This window comes from Membranihabitans marinus (assembly GCF_021729155.1).
Lineage (GTDB): Bacteria > Bacteroidota > Bacteroidia > Chitinophagales > Saprospiraceae > Membranihabitans > Membranihabitans marinus.
Window position 1 is genome coordinate 1 of record NZ_JAJQYA010000056.1, and the last position, 19,087, is coordinate 19,087.

The window sequence follows — 19,087 nt, forward strand, 5'->3', positions numbered from 1 at the left end:
AGTATTTCCTTCTCGTTTTTCTTCTCTTTTTTCATAGTTTGCTAAGATAAGTAGACACACTTAATTGAACAGTCTCGAAATATTTTTAAAAATCAATTGGTTTAAAAATCGAAGATTATTTATACCTCTGTATTCCACTTATATGCTGACTGTTCTTAGCTATCCATTTACTCAATTCATATTCGAATCCAACTAATTAGATTCCAATAAGTAAATGAAGAAGACTTAAAATTACGGAGAAATACCACGTCTATTCCACCATGTTGAAAAATTAAAATTATTGATTTGTATATTTTAATTTTTTAAAATATATAGTAGTTTATTGTTTATAATGAAAATAGATATTTGTATTTTTGTGAAAATGTTAAAACCTACCTTGTATGAGATTGATAATAATAGTTGTCTTAATGATATTTCAGAGCCTAGGATTTGCCCAGCAAGTTTCCAACGGTTTTGCCATGCCAGAAAGCATAACCTCAGATGGACATCGATTTTTTGTTTCGAGCCAAGGTCAGGATTTTAATAGTAGAGATGGTGATGGATTTATTAGTGAAATTGATGATGATGGTAAAATCATCTATAAAAAGTTTCTTCCCACTCAGGGAGTCCTTCACGCTCCCAAAGGTATGGCCATAGTAGGAGATGTGATTTTTGTCGCTGATTTATTCAGAATAATGGGTTTTAATATCGATAGTAGAGAGACAGTATTTGAACTTAATATAGTTGGTGCTGAGCTTCTAAATGACATTTGTAAATTAGAAAATGGATTTTTAGCGGTAACCGAGACTATTTCGGGAAACATATATAAAATTGATATACAACAAAAATCATATGAAATTATCAGTAACATTCCTGGAGCAAATGGAATATCATACAATGCCAATACCAAACAATTGATAGTGTGTAGTAATGGAAGTAAATTTGGTGATGGTTCGGTGTATATTCAATCTGAAAATTCAGAGTTTAGAAAATTGCCCAATATTCCCGATAGTTTTTTCGATGGTATTGAATGGATGGATGACCAACATTTCATTATTTCGGATTGGATAAACTTTCCAGTAAACGGAAAAGGAAAAATCTGGACATATGATCTCAAAAAAATGGAGTCTACTTTCAGCTTTACTCCAGAGAGTATAGCCGATATATTCTACGATGTTAAAACATCAAAAGTATATATGGCTCAAATGCTTCACAATCGAATCCTGATTTCTAAATATCACGATTTAGATAACCGGGATAAAGGATATGGAAATTTATATAATTATGGAGTAATTGATGCCTTAATTGGAGGATTGTACCGCGGCAGTCTCCCCATTAAAGAATTAAAATTAAAAGGCGACTTTGGTATTGGGGCTCCTGATATGATTGATGGAGAACTCATAGTCGTCAATGGCATTGCCTATCAAACTAAAGTGAATGGAGAAACTGTCGAATTATCCGATGACCATTTAACTTCGTTTGCCAGCGTTACTTTCTTTAAATCGGATACAGGGTTTATCGAAACCTCCAGAACCGACAAAACAGCTATTTTGGAATCCATTGAAAATGAACTGCTCAGTAAGAATCAAATGTACGCTATTAAAATTTCTGGTCATTTTGATTTTGTGAAAACACGAGCCTTTCCTCCTGTTGAGAAAGAACCCTTTCCCAAATTATCTGACATCCTACATCATCAAACTTTTTTCAATCACCAAAATACTGATGGTAGCTTGATAGGTTTTCTTTTGCCCAACTATTTAAATGGTATTAACGCTGGAGGATTTCATTTTCACTACTTATCCGATGACAAAGAATTAGGTGGTCATATGTTGGATTTTAAAGGGGAGAATTTAAAAATTGAAATTGCGCAATTAAAGTCATTTGAATTGGTGACACCCAATAACGAGGATTTCCAAAATTTTGATTTTGTAAAAAAAGAAAATGAATCCCTGAGGAAGGTAGAACAAGGAAGATAGCGGATGTAGAATTTTATTGAGGAATAGGGTTTGCGTTAAGAACTCTATAGCCTTCCAAAATTAGGGATGTATGCTTTCTCTATGCGAATATAAGGTTATGGACTTTAATACGAATTATTATTGGGGTAAAGAGTCGAGGTTATCCCTACTGCCTCATGCATTATGAATATTGGGGATGGAAACCGACCATTTTAATAAACTACAAAAGGTTAAAATAGCCATAGAATTTCTAAGATTTCTTTAAGTGTAGAGATTTTAACTACAATATATAGGTTATACAATATTATTTTACTACAAATATGTGTTTGTATAATATGAAAGAAATTTTCCAAATACGTTACTCTATTGAAATTTGAAAGAGGTGAAGATTGATCTCTTGTATATGTAAATCAATGGTTTGAAAGTTTTTAAAGGTTATTTAGCTTATAACTTTTGTGGTGACTAAAAAGTTATCCATACTTATATTCTTTATCCTATTTTAAATTTGTCTTCATGGATATTGTGAGATTTTATTTATATGTTGCTTTATTAAGCTCTTCAGTAATTTCATTGGATTGTGTAGGTCAGAATTCATCGGAATTATTTATTAAAAACAATGAATACAACTTTTCTGATTCCCTCCTACCCTATGTAAAATTCAAGGACAATGTTCAGATATTTACCCATGGTAAAATTATTGATGGTAGCGGAAAATCCATATTAGAAGATCAAACGCTTATTATTGAAAATGGATTGATCAAAGAATTTGGATCGAGTAATGATATCAAATTATTGGACCTGTCTGCCGACGAGGCAGGAGGTGTGGAAGTAGTAAATTTGAGAGGTAAGACAATAATTCCCGGTATAATTGGGATGCATAACCATCTACACATTCCTCAATTTCCTAATCTTGGAGAAGTTGCAGCAAAACTTTACTTGGCTTCTGGAGTGACGACTATTCAAACCTGTGGGGCGACTGATTCGGACGCAGAGTTACTGTTATCAGAACAAATAAAATCCGGTCAAAAATTGGGCCCAGAAATTATTCCTAGTGCTCCTTTTATAACTGGTGAAGGAGGAAATCCCAATATGATCATTCCCAAAGATGAACAACATTTACGAGATACTATGTTGTATTGGATAGATCGGGGCATAAAATGGTTTAAAGTATATCGAAATATAAATCCAAAGGATTTAAAAACTGTAATAGATTTAGCCCATGACCATGGTGGTAAAGTTAGGGGGCATATGTGTTCCCTTACCTTTGAACAAGCTTCAAACCTGGGGATAGATGGCATTGAGCATGGATTAAATAGTGCAAGTGATTTTAGAACTGATAAAGACTATGGAATTTGTAACGGGGGGAGAGAATATATGGATGAGTTAGTCATCAATAGTTCAGAGGTCGTAAACCTTCAAAAAACCATGATCAAAAACCACGTTTTTCTTACTTCTACTCTGGCCATATTTGAGTCTAGTATTCCTAATCGAAGTTATGCCAACAAGGAAAGCTTAATTTCTATGTCGCCCTATCTAAAATCACAGTATGAGGCAAGAAGGAACGATTTTAACGATGAGATAAAGGATTCCACAAGAAATCAAAGGTTCAAGCGTATTATGGAATTTGAATATCAATTTTTTAAAATGGGAGGATTGCTCTGTAGTGGTGTGGATGCCGGAAGGCATATTTTGCCGGGATTTGGGGACCAACGAAATTTTATCCTACACAGAGAAACAGGCTTTACTACAGAAGAAGCCATTCAAATAATGACTGCTAATGGCGCTAAAGCACTTGGCCGGACGGATATCGGTAGTATTCAAATTGGAAAAAGAGCAGATTTTATTATTCTCGATGGTGATTTACAAGATAATCCTAATGTTATCAATAAAGTAGAAACAGTGTTTAAGAATGGTATCGGTTACGATCCTAAGAAAATACTGAATTCAATTAAAGGGGGATTTGGTAGAGAATAAATTCATTAAGACTGGTTATTGAATGCTTTATTTCTATTGAGGATTTTTATAATATTTAAGTTCCAAGAGAGTATAGAAAAATTACCGGAATGAATCCCCTTGTCTACCAATTTGTAGGTTGAATTTCTCTATAGAATACTTTCACTAAGTTTGAATTTATTAACGCATTCTAAATTCCTTAGGTGATATTCCAGTAATATTTTTGAAGAATTTAGTGAAATTAGTAACCTCTTCAAAACCAATTTCATAAGCAATTTCTTTGAGACTTTTATCTGTGCTGACAATAGCTCTCTTTGTTTCCATAATTACGTAATTGTCAATAAAAGCTTTGGCTGTATTTAAAGTATATTCTTTGACTACCTGATTTAAATGTTTGGTTGATATAAACATCATATTCGCATAGTCTTTTACCGTTCTGGTATTAGAATAGTGGAGTTCAACTAAATTTTTAAATTGAATGAATAAATTATAGTATTTTGAATTTTCATCATTCAGTTGATTGTTTTCTGAATTGCGCTCTAATTTTAGTAAATATAAGGCCAAGATGGCGGCAATGATATTTTTTTGACCAAAGGTGTTTTTTATCTTAAATTCTTGAATTAGTTGTTCAATAAAATCATCATTCAATTTTTCTCCATTTTCGATGGGGGTAGACAAATGATAATTATATAGGTGTGAAATTTGCTGTATGGATGAGGGTGTGAAATAGTTTAATATAAAAGCTTCAGTAAATATTATCATATAACCTTCATATTTTGGGTTCTTCTCAAATGCATGGACTTGGCCTTTGGCAATCTTGAGAACACTTCCTTTCTCAATAGAGTAGTCCACTAAATCAATTTGGTGGCTTCCCTTCCCTTTATTGACTATTATTAAAGCAAAAAATGATAGGCGATGTGGCAAATTGGGATTATGATCTAATTCCGTCCTGAATTTTGTAAATAAAGTTGAAAGATTAATAAATTCAAACTCTTTAATATTGTCTGTAGTCTGGAAAGATATATTGGGAATGGTATTCAAATCAGATTTTGTTATGACTTATGATCTATGAATTTAACAGTATTTATGGAACAAAAAGTATTCTATAAAAACAAAAATTTGAAGCGATGTCAGGCTTATAAAATTTGTAGAATAATACATCAAGATAATTCTAATTTTTAACTGAATTTATGTCTATATAGGCTAAGATATTGATGTAGCTATAAATGATGAATTTCCAGGTATTAGTGAGAGTATGCTTACCTTACAAAAGTTAGATAAGGGTATATTATATATTAAGATCAAATAATTATCAAAATGGCCTTCTATTCAAGTCATAGATATTAAAACCTTTTTAAATTTCTGGTTTAATTTCTAGTTCCAGTACTCAAAATCTATGAAAGATTGAGTCTATTACATTTGTTGAAATTAATTAAACACTCTTAATAATTATTTAAATCACATTAAGTCTACGACCTACTTTGACAAAGGCTTCAATAGCCCTGTCGATATGGTGGTCATCATGAGATGCGGAAATCTGTACTCTTATTCGAGCCAATCCCTTGGGGACAACTGGATAAAAGAAAGCCACAACATAGATGCCTTCTTCCAGCAATTGTTCTGCAAATTTCTGAGCTAATGATGCATCCTGAAGCATAATCGGTACAATAGGGTGTTCTCCAGGCAAAATTTCAAATCCAGCTTTTACCATAGAATTACGAAACTTAGCTGTGTTGGCTTGCAACTTTCCTATTAAATGGTTGGACTGTGACAAAATATCCAAAGCTTTAATGGAAGCCCCTACAATACAAGGAGGTAAGGTGTTGGAAAACAAATAAGGACGAGACTTTTGACGCAATATGGCTACAACTTCCACGCTCGCCGCAGTAAATCCACCAGAACCACCCCCCAAGGCCTTACCGTAGGTGCCAGTAACAATATCTACCCTATGGATTACATTGCGGTATTCAATACTGCCTCTACCGGTTTTACCTACGAATCCTGTTGCATGACATTCATCCACCATTACCATAGCACCGTACTTATCTGCCAAATCGCAAATGACATCTAATTGGGCGATGGTTCCATCCATTGAAAAAACTCCATCCGTTACTATGAGTTTACGCCGAGCCTTGGAAGCTTTCACTAGCTCGGCCTCCAAAGCCTCCATGTCGTTGTGAGCATAGCGAAACCGAGCCGCCTTACACAGTCGTATACCGTCAATAATGGATGCATGGTTCAAAGCATCTGAAATAATGGCGTCCTCAGCATTTAACAAAGGCTCAAATAAACCGCCATTGGCATCGAAAGCAGCGGCATATAGAATGCAATCTTCCATACCCAAAAAATCTGCTGTCTTTCTCTCTAATTCCTTGTGAATATCTTGAGTGCCGCAAATAAAACGAACTGAAGACAGTCCAAATCCATGAGTTTTCATGGTTTGAATTCCAGCTTCAATTACCTCAGGATGTGAAGATAATCCCAGATAATTATTGGCGCAAAAATTGAGTACTTCTCCTCCATTCACCGTCTTTATTTCAGCACCTTGAGGAGTGGTAATAACGCGTTCATTTTTATACAAGGAAGCCTTCTCGAGATTGGCGATCTCCTCTTGTAATTGTTTTTTAATGGATGATAACATAGTTCTATAATTGGGTTAATGGAATGTTTAATTCATATCTATAGCAGAGTTGGGTAATCATTTCTACGCTAATATCGTCTAAACTAAAATGAGGTCTCCAGCCCCAATCCTGTCTTGCCTCACTATCGTCTACAGACTGAGGCCAGGTGTCGGCAATGGATTGCCTGAAATCTGGTTGATAGACTACTTCAAAATGGGGATAATGTTGCCTAATCGATTCTACTATTTCCTTGGGAGCAAAGCTCAATCCTTGCAAATTATATGATGATCTCAATTTAATATTTTCTTTTGGAGCTTCCATCAGTTCAAGGGTTGCTCGTATGGCGTCGTCGATATATATCATTGGAAGAACGGTGTCTTCTTTTATATAACAAACAAAGGTTTTATTTTTTACCGCACTGTGATATATGTCTACAGCATAATCTGTCGTGCCACCACCAGGCATAGTTTGATGACCTATGATGCCGGGATATCTCAGCGACCTGATGTCTAAACCGTATTTGGAATAATAATACTGAATCCATTGCTCTCCCGCTACCTTACTCATGCCGTAGACAGTAGATGGATTGAGGAATACATGCTGTGGGGTATTTATTTTTGGTGCTGCAGTTCCGTAAACGGCAATAGAACTGGGGAAAAATAGTTTTTTAAGATTACTATCCTTAGCACATTCTAATACATTAAACAAGGTGGTAATGTTTATGTCCCAAGTGGCCAGTGGATTATTTTCACCCTTTGCAGACAAGATGGCGGCGAGATGATAGATTTGTGTAATTTTATATTGATGTATGATTTTATTGATATCGGCTACATTATGGGCATCGAGGATTTCAAATGGACAGTCAAAATTCGAAATAGGAAGGATGTCAGAAGCAATTACCGACTGTGGTCCATAATTGTCAATTAAAGCCTGCGTCAGTACTCTACCCAATTGGCCTCCTGCACCCGTTATTAATATTTTTTCATTTTCCATAATCATAATCTTATGGTGTAAAAATACGTAATATTCCTGATGTGCAACAAAATAACCTATCTATAGTTAAAATATAAGATGTTTTATCTGAAAAATAAATACATTAGCATATATTTATCTATTCTAAAATAAAATAATAACCCCAAAAAGAAAATTTATCTACAATGGAAAGATTGGACGAAATAGATTTGCGAATCTTGAGGATTTTGCAAGAAGATTCCAAGAAAACTACTAAGGAGATAGCCCAAACACTTTGTCTGACAGCTACTCCAGTTTACGAACGGATACGACGGCTCGAAAAGGGTGGGTATATAAAAAAATATGTAGCACTCTTATCAAAAAACAGAATTAATAGACCGGTTACAGCCATTTGTATGGTGTCGCTTAGATACCACGATGAGGGATTTATCGACAAATTTGAGAGACAGATTAAAGAATTAGCAGAAGTTCAAGAATGCTACCATATGGCGGGCAAGGTTGATTTTTTTCTTAAGATCAATTTGGCAAATTTAGAAGACTATCACGATTTTGTCAGATTAAAATTGTCAAAAATTGAAAATATTGGAGTGCTGGAAAGCTATTTCGTGCTAAAAGAAATCCTACATACCACAGAATATTATATTTAATATGGAGTATCTAAAGGGCTCTACCGTCAAGTGAATCAATTTATTATTGTATTTTATAAGAGCTCTCACAATTAAAAATAATTAACTTTAGGGCTAAATTTTAAATCTATAATGAAGTATTTTATATTTCTATTACCGATAATATTATGGAACTATCATTGTATTGCCCAAACCAATTCGATTGTAGATATTCAGGAAAACGGCTTTAATGATAAACAGAAGCATTTTATTTTCGAGAAGATCAAATCATATCCACAGCACAGTCAATTGGCAATTGCTATAATGACGGATGGGGAAGTCCATTATTATGGTGTAGAGCTAGAAAAAGACAGTATCGTCGAGGTCAACAATGCTGATCACCTATTTGAAATTGGGTCGATTACCAAAGTATTCACAGCTGCTCTCTTGGCTGAGATGGTTGTGTCCAATAAAATGCAACTTGATGATAGTATCCAACAATATCTGCCTTTTCCAATAGCAATAAATGAAAAAATAACCCTCAAACAATTGTCTAATCACAGTTCAGGACTACCTCGACTTCCATCTAATTTAGATCTATATAAGGTAGATATCAACAATCCTTATAAGGATTATGGCGAAGAAAAATTAAAGGAATATCTCACTCATCATATTGCACTGTCTAATCGGCCTGGAGAGAAATACGATTATTCCAATTTGGGCACTGGTTTGTTGGGTTATATATTGACCTTATATACAAATGTAGATTATGAAAATTTACTACATCAATTTATTTTCTCCAAATACAATATGAGTCATTCATCTACTCAGTATGCTTCAGAGTTAGGTCATTTAGTGGTGGGGTTAAATAGCTTTGGTCAACCAACAACCAATTGGGATTTAAATGTTTTAAGGGGAGCTGGGGATATTAAGTCAACCGTCAGAGACCTCTCCTATTTTGCCACGGCCATTATGGACGAATCAAATACCGCTCTACAAATGACTACAGAGGCTAATTTTAAGGTGAATTCCAAAATGGATATAGGATTGGGCTGGCATATAACTAACCAATCGGATGGAGAGAATATTTTATGGCATAATGGTGGTACAGGCGGATATACCTCATGTATTGCCCTTAATAAAGAAGCTAAACAAGCTGCGGTGGTTTTATCAAATGTTTCCGCGTTTCATAAAGATATGGACTTAATTGAACAGCTTTGTTTTGAATTATTAGATTCATTGAGAGAGGATTAACCATGGGAAATTGTAACCTAATGTACGGTTTTTAAACTCTCAAAATAAATGAATTAAATGGCTCTTCCTCAATTACCTACCTTTGTATGGGAAATTCTACTGAGTGATCTTATACGGATTACACCCTGATTACATGGTAATTAATCAATATATAAAGTGCTAGATAAGAAACCCAGAATAAGCTAATAAATCAATTGTGCATTACAATATTAATACATGCATAAATTATAATGCGTCAACGAGATTAATTTTACGGAAGGTATTTATGATTCCGTAACTGAGGGAAGGAGGTTTGTACAATATAATCTGATCTACTTATTAGACAATTATCACAAAGTCTAGTCACGACACTTAGTTTGAGACTAGACTTTATGGTAATTGTCAGTTGTCAATTTGATTCTACTCAACAAACTTTCCTGAAAAAGCAATATAGACGTCCATTATAGATTTATTCCGGTTTCAATCCTGAATTACAATTCAATAATAGGTTTCCATTTGTATTTATATATTTGAAATAATCAAGACAACCGTGAGTCCTATGAATAGGACATGGATTAAACTATAGTCTTTATGGGCTTGGGCCACAAATACTGTCAAGCGAGAAAGCCCAACTCCAACATATGCCCACTCTTTAATTAATAGTGACAAAGGAGAAGGCCATATTATTATAATTGCGGCCATGCTCTTTTAAACTGCCCATTCGATTCTAAAATAATCAGGAAAATCTAATTCCATTGATGGTAGCTTGACTAAATAAATAGGAGTATGAACTTATCAATAGGAAACCAGAAACGATAATGGTTGAATACCAATATATTACTTTCATAATTCTATTATAAAAAACTGTCCTTAATCTGTTGGATTAATTTTAGACCATCAGGATCAGCCTGTGTTTTTAACCGACAGAAATTTTCTGCCCATTCCGAAGTGCGTGTTCGAAACGGAGGATTGGGGGTATTTGCGACCTTAAGGATAACTCCAGCAACTTCTTCTCCGGTTTGATATACTTGCTGTTCACCTTCATTAGCTCGAGCGACATTTCCCGCCATGTATTTTTCGAAAATAGCTTGATATTCTCCGGTTGCCAATTGTCCTTCGCTTATGGTTTTAGCAATGGCGGATTCCATGAATGCAGTAGATATACCTCCTGGTTCAACATTAGTAATTTTGATATTAAAGGCATCACTCACATAAGTGGCCAATCCTTCCATATAGCCTTCTACTGCAAATTTTGCACCGCAATATAGTTCATTAAATGGTTGCCCTACCAAGCCACCAACTGAGGTTATATTGATAATCTGTCCCGACCTTTGCTTTCTCATATGAGGTAGAACAGCTTGGGTACAAAAAACAACACCATGGTAATTTACATCGGTCACCCATCTTATTTCCTCTTCTGTAGCCTGCTCTGTGGTTTTACCAAAACCTGCTCCAGCATTGTTAACCAAGATGTCTAATCGACCATCTTTATCCAAAATATTTTGTACGGCAGCTTGAATTGAGGAAATATCGGTGACATCAAGGGGCAATATATCAATCCTTAGCCCTTCTGTAGAAAGCCTATCTTTTAATATATTGGATTTATCCAAATTTCTCATTGTGGCATAAACTTTATAGCCATGCTTTGCAAATAAAATAGCGGACTCCAATCCTACTCCCGATGAACTACCTGTGATTAATACATTCTTTTTCATAATATTGTTATTTCGGAATGAACATTCACTCCTGTTTTAATGAGTGGAACGAACATTCTTTCCTGATATTTGCAAATGGAGTGAACGTTCATTCTTTTGTTTGATAAAAAAAATTATTCTTTAATAGCGTCCCAAACCATCCTTTTAAGATTTGAAAGACTATGTTGTTTTATGTCAGGTTGACTAAAGTACCATCTCAAATAAGACAAGACAGCTCCTCCTACAAACATAAGGAGTTCCTCGTTGTCAATATCCTTTATAATTCGCTGTTTCTTTCCTTTGTACAATAAAATCTTGACAGGTTCTATGGCTTTGAGACCTTCTGCCCTACTATCCTCAGTGATAATTGGAGAGGCTTGCAACTGTTCCATGAATTCAAAACACACTGGATTTTCAATAAAGAAAAATATTATAGAAGATAAATAGGATTCAAATTGTGTCTTAATAGGTTGGTCAATATCATAAGATGGGAAAGCAGATTTTTCTCTTCCTTTAATATTGACATATATTTCGTTAATCAATATTTCCTTGTTGGGAAAATGATTGTAAATGGTTCCCATACCTGTACCTGCTGCTTTGGCAATGGCCGACATTGGAGTATTATGCAATCCATTTTTGGATAACAAGTCCAAGGCAGAGTTTAATATGTTTTCCTTTTTATTCACATTGCGAATATAAGTATATTGGAATGAATATTCCAATTGAATTGAAATTTATTTTATTATTTTTTTTTAAAAACACAAGTAGCTGTTCAGGTTGGGCTAGGTAATTTACTGGTCTCCTCCTTGTAGAAGTACTTCTAAGGCATAGGACAACCTATTTTGCGCCCCTTCCTGGGAACCAAATATCGATCTATACAACTGACCATTACTGGTTATCAATAACCATTGCGGTGTTCCTTCAGCTTGAAACGCGTCATAGACCTTATGATTCTCATCTATATAAATGGGAAATGGTGGTTGCCCCGAAGTGAAAATATTGTATATGTCTTGCTTTGAAGTTATTTCTTTTCCAAAATTACTATGGATTCCAAGGACTTGTAAATCTTTCAATTTTTGTTGGTATTCGTAGGCCAGAGGAATAGCTCTACCGGTACAGCCAAGACAGCGATTGTTATAGATAATGATTAACAATGCTCTGTCCTTGTATCGGGAGATTAAATCAACTTCTTGACCTTCTAAATCCTTTACCCAAATAGATTCTATGATTTTCATTTCTATTGTATATTACTTCGATTGGTATAATATAGACTCATGAGTTGTTGTATCGCATTAACTTTTTGGTATAGTATTGTGGATTCATATAAAGAGGATATGATAAGCCGAATACTGGTTTACTACAAAATACAATCAATCCTATACATTATTTTGAAAATTAATATATAGGATTGAATAGTGAATTTATAACTAAACCTTTTAGGTTTTTTCTTCCAACATCTGTGTCAATACTTGTTTGAATACGTCCACTGGTTGTGCTCCTGTGACAGCACTTTGATTATCAAATACGATGGTTGGCACCGAAGCTACTCCCCTACTATGCCAGTATCCTTCCTTATCAGTTACACGTTGTCTCGCTCCTTCGTCCTTCAGTCTTCGTTCAGCTTCCTCAGGATTCAATCCCACGGTCTGTAATTCTTGCAATAATACTTGTCTATCGGAAACATCTTTTCGTTCGCTGAAAAAAGCGGTTACCAACCTCATTTTAAGATCAGTTTGTTTCCCTTCTTCTTTGGCATATTCAAGTAATACGTGGGCATCTCTGGTATTCACGATTCTCATTTCATCGAAATAGTCAAAAGTGAAACCCAGTTCAGCTCCATAGGTTGCCATTCTTTCCTGGGATTGTCTTTGCTCTTCAATACTTGACCCATATTTATTGGAAATATGTTCAATGATGTTTTCTCCTTCTACTGGCATTCTTGGATTGAGTTCAAAAGGCTGCCATTCGATTTCAATTTTATCGGAAACATTCAATTCATTAATAGCTTTTTCCAGTCTTTTGTATCCAATCGTACACCAAGGACATACTACATCAGATATAATGTCAATTTTCAATTTTTTCTCCATAATTTCTATTCATAAATTTCGCTAAACAGTATAACGAGTTCTGTATTGGTAAATTTTGGCAAATTACTCATTATTTCAGCCATCCTGGGTATAAAGGACGTTTGCAATTAAACGAAAATCTATAAAACCAAGGTATTTAATATATGATAAATGGGCTGTAAATGGGTATTGATATCTAATTTTTTACAATTAATAAGATTAGTTTTGCTCACTACATCTGATCATTATTCCAGTTATATAAAGTGGTTATAATGATTAATATCCACATCAAAATGACATCATTTTTCAATGGTAATTTATTGGACTATTATATCAATAATGATGTATTATTCTGCTAAAACCACATTTTCTGCATATCCACTGTAGGCTGATTCAAATTGTTTGGCCATTGGATCTGGGAATAAATGGAAGTCACCATTTTTGAGTGAGGATACTATACCGTCTGCTACCAAACTCGGTGAAGCTCCATCGCTAAATCCAGCTGCAACGCCCATATCGGTAGCAATGGGGCCAGGATGTACACTGAGGATAGTTACACCTTTCGCACCGAGGTCGGATCGCAGTCCTTGTGTCAAAGAATAGGCGGCTGCTTTGGAAGCGGAATATGTAGACAGAGGGGCAAAATTTTTAATTGACGCTACTGAATTCAATTGTACCAATGCTCCTTTATTTTTAATCAAAGTATCGGCAAATGCATTGGCAATGCGCAATAATCCATATGCGTTTACTTCCAATTGTTCTGCAAAATCTGCTTCAGCATCTTTGCCAATGGTTGCATAGGGTTTGCCTACACCGGCATTATTGACCAATACATCGACATCCACAGCAGTTTCTGCTAATTTAATTATAGAATTCTTATCGGCTAAATCGGCATGAACAGTAACTACGCTATCTCCATATTTCTCTTCTAATTCTTTGGTAGATTGAATATTTCTTACGGCTAAATAAACTTTTTTAGCTCCTTTATTAAGAAATGATTCTACGATGGCTTTTCCTATTCCGCGATTGGCTCCTGTAACTAATGCAACTTTGTTTTCGATTGAAATACTCATAATGATTTTGTTGTATGAATTTTGTAAATAAAAATTTCTTAAGTGTTATACATAAGATGGAATAGTAACTAAGCATATGCTTAGATTGTTTAAAGATTAATGATATTTTTATTTTTTCTCAAATTCTTAAGGTCCATTGAAATCCATTAAACTTTGGTAATTGAAAGGAAATGTGGTCTAATCGAGAAGTTTTAAGCTTTTACTTTTTAAATTATTTAATCCTTTTCAGAGATCTAACCTTGTCGCTTTGATTAGGGGAATTTCACCACAAAGTAAAGAGTAGATTACATAAGGGAACAAAGATAGATGCCGGTGGATTAATAATCGTTAACACCATTCGATTGCAGTTTCAATGTGCTGTTGTGTTTGTAATTATTAGAAATGTCCTCTTTAAAGATTAATCCTTGTCGAGATGAATAGACAAGTTTCATTACCAATGCCATGATAGATTTCACAATGCACTTAAAAAGACGTTAATATTAATATGATGAGATAAGATTGATATTGCAGATGACCAAATATTAGTTCTCCTACTGCTCACGATATAGGTGGAATCAATTTTTATTTGTTTAATAAGTCAGCCACCACTTTTCTTGGTTATAATGGGAGTTAAATTCATTGATTTCTCCCAATCGAGGAACCATATATTCTAATTCCTTCTTCTGACAATTTTCAACAAACTCAATAGCTGGTTCCTGCCAACTGTGATGAGATAGTGAGAATCCACACCAATGAACGGGCATAACTTTATTGACTTTTGCATCCAAGGCCGCTTGAACACTTTCATCTGGGAATAAATGGATTAATCGCCATTTTTCGTTGTATTGTCCACATTCCATAAATCCAAAATCAAACGGTCCTAGTCTAGATCCAATCTCTTTGAAATGGTCTCCATATCCGCCATCTCCGCTAAACCATATTTTATTGGAATCAGATTTGAATACCCATCCTCCCCAGAGAGATTTTGCTCTATCTGTCAGTCCTCGACCCGAAAAATGACGAGTGGGTGTGAAATGAATTTCTAGGGAATCCAAATATTGGTAATCCCACCAATCAAATTCCTTAATCTTATCTGCCTCTATCCCCCATTTAACCAGATGTCGTTTGACTCCCAGAGCGACAAAGTATTCTTTCGTCTTTCCCTTTAATTTTTGAATGCTATCATAATCCAAGTGATCATAGTGATCATGACTGAGGAGTATTAAGTCAATTTCTGGTAGGTGATCGATTAAATCGAGTGTATTATCCGAAAATCGTTTGGTCTGGGTGGGTGCTATAGGTGCTGCATCTGGACCCAACATAGGATCGATAAGAATGGTTTTGGAATCCAATCTCATCAATAAAGCTGAATGTCCATACCAGAGAAACTGTGGTTTTCTATTTTCATCTAAAAACAAGCCTGGATCAAATGGAATAATTGGCAAGGATTGCTGAGGTTCTCTCTTCTTTTTATCCGTCATTTGTTTGTACAATAGCACAGGAATTTCCCAAAACTTTAATGACATATCAGTCTCTTCTAAATTTTGAAATTTTCCATCTTGCCAATGATTAGACTCACTATATGTATTGACTTCATGTTCTTTGGGTTTTGCCCCAAACTGTAGTCTCCATTGATTCATCTTTCCTATTTTTGTTTAATGTGATAGACATAACCACTATCTTGTATCATGATCTTATCGTTGTATTATCATATAAATCAAGAAATGTAATATAATTCTCTACCTGATTTAAAACAAGATAGGTGGATAGAACGATAAAATTATTGGCATCGATATCTACGGCATCATATATTATAGATTGATAACTAAATCATATATGGAAGCCTCATTCTTTTTTAAATCAGTATAAATTGTTCCACGAAAAAAATTCTCTTGTAATTGATCTTTTATCAAAACGCTATTTTATTCTATGTATTTTCAATGCTTACATAATAATACAGCCAATTGACTATATGCGGTTGTTTATATTTTTATGATATCAAGACGTAGTTTAAGGTGTAAAATATGCAGTATTTTATTTTGCTTTTAAAATGCCGGCATCAATTAAAACCTGAAATGAATCCTCTAAAGTTTCTTTCATCGGCCTAAAAGATATTCTCAATTCACGCTTAATCTTGCTGTTGTCGGCCTTCCATGGAATATTGACATTGTTTCGAATATATTTTCGCGTAAATAGTTTATTAGTCATGGGGCCAAATAACATTAGGAACCATTTGGGTAATGCTTTTTTAGGCAATGGAAATTGATCACCATATTTGGGCAGCAAGATTTTACTCATTTCTACAAAATTGGTATTATACGCAGAAGTGATATACCGCCCTTCAGCCTCTGGTATAAATCCAGCCTTATAATGAGCCAATGCCAAATCCCTTACATCAACCACACCTACGCCCATTTTTGGTGCTCCCATTTTAAGTTCTCCACCTCCCATCAGCTTTAGAATATTCACACTCTCAGAAGTTGTATTTTTGGGATTTAAAGCAGGGCCTAAAACCAAGCTAGGATTTATGGTAACTAAATCCCATCTGTCTTGAAGTTTAGCTAGCTCCCAAGCTTTTTGTTCAGCCAAGGTCTTGGAATATGAATAAGGTTGATATGTTAGGGAAGCAGTAGTATTCCATACATCTTCCGTCAAATGACCTCCGGGTGCATTAACGGTGTCAATGGCATCGGTATAAATGGCTGCACAACTACTGGTAACTACAATCCGTTTGACGGAAGTCACTTCATTGGCCGTTAGCAATACATTTTCGGTACCCATAACTGCTGGCTCGATTAATTCCTTCTGAGGGTCTTTGACATCCATAGAAAAGGGAGAGGCGGTATGAAAAACCAATTCACATCCCTCCATGGCATCCTTGTACGAGCCCTTTTTTAATAAATCAGTTTTAAAAAATTTAATTTTTCCATTAGCATTTTCTGCAGCCTGGTCTAAATGACCTATTTTTTCTTTATTTTCTGGATCTCTTACTGCTGCATGTACGGTAAATCCGTTATCTAAAAGATGTTTTACCAACCAGCTGGCCACATAGCCATTGGCTCCGGTTACCATTACTGGTTTTGATTTATCTATGACTGTCATGGTTCTAAGTTTGGTTTATATTTTACGTGAATTTCACGCTTTTAAAAATATGAAATCCATCAATTTGACTTTAAAACTGAATATAGATTGTCACCAGGTTTATGCTTAACAATATTGGTAGCAATTTCATAAAATCTAAATTGCCCATCGGTATTCCATTCAAAGTCCTATTTATAACAGTCCTAGTTTTAAAAGGTTCTTATATTGAAATTCCTTAACCTCGGTATTAAAAATACAAATTTTAAAAAATAGCATTTATGAGGATAACACAGCTAAAGATTTCTTCAAAATAATTCAAAAGAAGTCCTACCAGATAAAATATGGGTAGAAAAAAATTGGAATGGTGGCGACACAAAAAGTGAAGCTTATGTTGATAATCATATTTGAAATTTTCTTGTTTTTAATCTTACAATAAAATTGTTGAAACCATCTATTGTTATAAGAATAGATGTCATATTTCTTGATGACGGAGCCCATGAAATTGCTGATTTAATTTGGTATAACACTAGAAATAGTAAAATACATTTTATTCAATGTATAGCTGTACGCAAAGAATAAACGGTAATGTAAAGAATGCAAGCTGTAGTAAAGAGGATTATGATCTTCTTTTTGCTCAAGTAATGAGGAATAATCATTGGATTTCAGAGCCAGTACTTTTAGATCCGATTAATAGTCGATTGACCCAGGCAAAACGCTCTAAAATAGTTTTTGGTTCAAATGAAATACTTAAGTCAATACACAAAAACTATAGAGTGAATAATTGGAAGTTTAATATCATTTTAGTTCAACTGATATTTAAAATTAAACAAGTATCTGATAAAAGTAAAAATAACAACTTTGTATATGAACTTACAATACCTATATTCGAAAGAATAATATTAAGTAACGGAAACCTAGAAATATGGGGAATATTTAAACTAAATATAATAAGGTTTTTAGTGCAAGGCTTATTATAATCAGTTACAACACTATATGCTTATCTTAAAAAACAATATTAAAATGAAAAATCCTTATAAAATATATTTAACCAAATTTTTTGAAACAATAACAGATTTCAAACATACTTCTATACGGTTAAATAAAATTCTTCTAAAGGATGTTGAAAATTATTCTGACGATAGAACTACTTTCTTTTCTGCAACTACATTAATAATACAAGACTGGACAGGATCATTTGATAATGGTTCGAAACTAAAATACCACACGGGAGTCACTAAAACTACCTTTAGAGAAGATTATGCCAATGAAGTTCACAAAGTACTTTCTAGAGAGTTTGGATTATATTATTCTCAAAGTTATGAAGCACTAGAAACCCTCTTTAAAGACTTAATTTATATTAAGATAAATGCAGATGAATCCTTTAAAAATTCTTTACCTAAAGATAAAAATTACTCCAGGCATTCTTTAAAAGGTGGTAATGAAGTTTTTAAATTAATCCAAAAAGCAGGAAAAACAAGATTTCAAAACTATTCAAAAAATAATCTAACAAATTTTAAATTTTCAGAGACATTTAAAATATTCTCAGAAGTACGGCACGCAATAACACATTCTCAAGGAGTTTTAAAAACCTCTAAAATTCCCAATAACAACTATTATAGATCTCTTTTTGAATATTTATTGCCTCTAAATGAACTTAAAGGTGAAACATTAATTTTAAATTTTGATTTTAATACATTTACTAGACTATTAGGCTACATAACTGAATTTGGTTATCAAATATTTAAAATATTAAGTGAGGAAGATGATTATGAGTGGACATTATAAAATACTACATAGTCCGGGATAGTTCATTTAACTGTGTCTTTGTTTAAAAATAATATTATTCTACTTCCCTCTTTTGGGAAGTAAGATTAGG

16 protein-coding genes are annotated in these 19,087 nt (G+C 34.1%); 6 read left to right on the forward strand and 10 right to left on the reverse strand.

The features are described from left to right. Positions 1 to 380: 380 nt before the first annotated feature. Complete coding sequence (gene budA / locus LVD51_RS19330) at positions 381 to 1,955, forward strand: acetolactate decarboxylase (protein WP_236973024.1); 1,575 nt, start codon at positions 381 to 383, stop codon at positions 1,953 to 1,955. A 492-nt stretch (positions 1,956 to 2,447) separates the two neighbouring features. Next, positions 2,448 to 3,908: an amidohydrolase family protein gene (locus LVD51_RS19335; RefSeq protein ID WP_236973025.1), complete on the forward strand. Its 1,461-nt coding sequence runs from the start codon at positions 2,448 to 2,450 to the stop codon at positions 3,906 to 3,908. A 159-nt stretch (positions 3,909 to 4,067) separates the two neighbouring features. On the opposite strand, the gene LVD51_RS19340 is transcribed toward LVD51_RS19335, so the two are convergent. The 3 genes from LVD51_RS19340 to LVD51_RS19350 all read right to left on the reverse strand — a co-directional run bounded on the left by LVD51_RS19340 (position 4,068) and on the right by LVD51_RS19350 (position 7,501). Then, positions 4,068 to 4,928, reverse strand: a complete 861-nt coding sequence (locus LVD51_RS19340; protein WP_236973026.1) for an AraC family transcriptional regulator — start codon at positions 4,926 to 4,928, stop codon at positions 4,068 to 4,070. A gap of 412 nt (positions 4,929 to 5,340) precedes the next feature. Next, positions 5,341 to 6,528 carry a glycine C-acetyltransferase gene (gene kbl, locus LVD51_RS19345; protein ID WP_236973027.1) on the reverse strand — a complete coding sequence of 396 codons (1,188 nt, stop codon included), beginning with the start codon at positions 6,526 to 6,528 and terminating at the stop codon, positions 5,341 to 5,343. Between the two features lie 4 nt (positions 6,529 to 6,532). Further along, entirely contained in the window at positions 6,533 to 7,501 is a 969-nt protein-coding gene (locus LVD51_RS19350; protein ID WP_236973028.1) for an NAD-dependent epimerase/dehydratase family protein, read from the reverse strand. A gap of 164 nt (positions 7,502 to 7,665) precedes the next feature. On the opposite strand from LVD51_RS19350, the gene LVD51_RS19355 reads away from it, so the two are divergent. Both LVD51_RS19355 and LVD51_RS19360 read left to right on the forward strand, forming a co-directional pair. Further along, positions 7,666 to 8,127, forward strand: coding sequence for an Lrp/AsnC family transcriptional regulator (locus LVD51_RS19355; RefSeq protein ID WP_236973029.1), 462 nt, complete (start codon positions 7,666 to 7,668; stop codon positions 8,125 to 8,127). A 111-nt stretch (positions 8,128 to 8,238) separates the two neighbouring features. Next, positions 8,239 to 9,339: a serine hydrolase domain-containing protein gene (locus LVD51_RS19360; RefSeq protein ID WP_236973030.1), complete on the forward strand. Its 1,101-nt coding sequence runs from the start codon at positions 8,239 to 8,241 to the stop codon at positions 9,337 to 9,339. 833 nt (positions 9,340 to 10,172) lie between these two features. Here the strand turns inward: LVD51_RS19360 and LVD51_RS19365 are convergent. From LVD51_RS19365 to LVD51_RS19395, 7 genes are all read right to left on the reverse strand, one after another. Continuing rightward, positions 10,173 to 11,033: an SDR family oxidoreductase gene (locus LVD51_RS19365; protein ID WP_236973031.1), complete on the reverse strand. Its 861-nt coding sequence runs from the start codon at positions 11,031 to 11,033 to the stop codon at positions 10,173 to 10,175. Positions 11,034 to 11,146: 113 nt separating this feature from the next. Further along, a complete protein-coding gene (locus tag LVD51_RS20075) occupies positions 11,147 to 11,734 on the reverse strand; it encodes a TetR/AcrR family transcriptional regulator (RefSeq protein WP_262912820.1) in 588 nt (195 codons plus the stop codon). A gap of 69 nt (positions 11,735 to 11,803) precedes the next feature. Further along, positions 11,804 to 12,247, reverse strand: coding sequence for a TlpA family protein disulfide reductase (locus tag LVD51_RS19375; protein WP_236973032.1), 444 nt, complete (start codon positions 12,245 to 12,247; stop codon positions 11,804 to 11,806). 201 nt (positions 12,248 to 12,448) lie between these two features. After that, entirely contained in the window at positions 12,449 to 13,099 is a 651-nt protein-coding gene (locus tag LVD51_RS19380; RefSeq protein WP_236973033.1) for a DsbA family oxidoreductase, read from the reverse strand. Between the two features lie 326 nt (positions 13,100 to 13,425). Next, complete coding sequence (locus tag LVD51_RS19385; protein ID WP_236973034.1) at positions 13,426 to 14,151, reverse strand: SDR family oxidoreductase; 726 nt, start codon at positions 14,149 to 14,151, stop codon at positions 13,426 to 13,428. Between the two features lie 569 nt (positions 14,152 to 14,720). Then, positions 14,721 to 15,770 carry an MBL fold metallo-hydrolase gene (locus LVD51_RS19390; protein ID WP_236973035.1) on the reverse strand — a complete coding sequence of 350 codons (1,050 nt, stop codon included), beginning with the start codon at positions 15,768 to 15,770 and terminating at the stop codon, positions 14,721 to 14,723. Positions 15,771 to 16,164: 394 nt separating this feature from the next. Then, positions 16,165 to 17,232: an NAD-dependent epimerase/dehydratase family protein gene (locus LVD51_RS19395; protein WP_236973036.1), complete on the reverse strand. Its 1,068-nt coding sequence runs from the start codon at positions 17,230 to 17,232 to the stop codon at positions 16,165 to 16,167. Positions 17,233 to 17,765: 533 nt separating this feature from the next. Here LVD51_RS19395 and LVD51_RS19400 point away from each other — a divergent pair. Together LVD51_RS19400 and LVD51_RS19405 are read left to right on the forward strand one after the other, a co-directional pair. After that, positions 17,766 to 18,188 (forward strand): hypothetical protein, encoded by a 423-nt coding sequence (locus tag LVD51_RS19400; protein ID WP_236973037.1) that lies wholly within the window; start codon positions 17,766 to 17,768, stop codon positions 18,186 to 18,188. A gap of 43 nt (positions 18,189 to 18,231) precedes the next feature. Continuing rightward, positions 18,232 to 18,996: a hypothetical protein gene (locus LVD51_RS19405; protein WP_236973038.1), complete on the forward strand. Its 765-nt coding sequence runs from the start codon at positions 18,232 to 18,234 to the stop codon at positions 18,994 to 18,996. Positions 18,997 to 19,087: the final 91 nt, after the last annotated feature.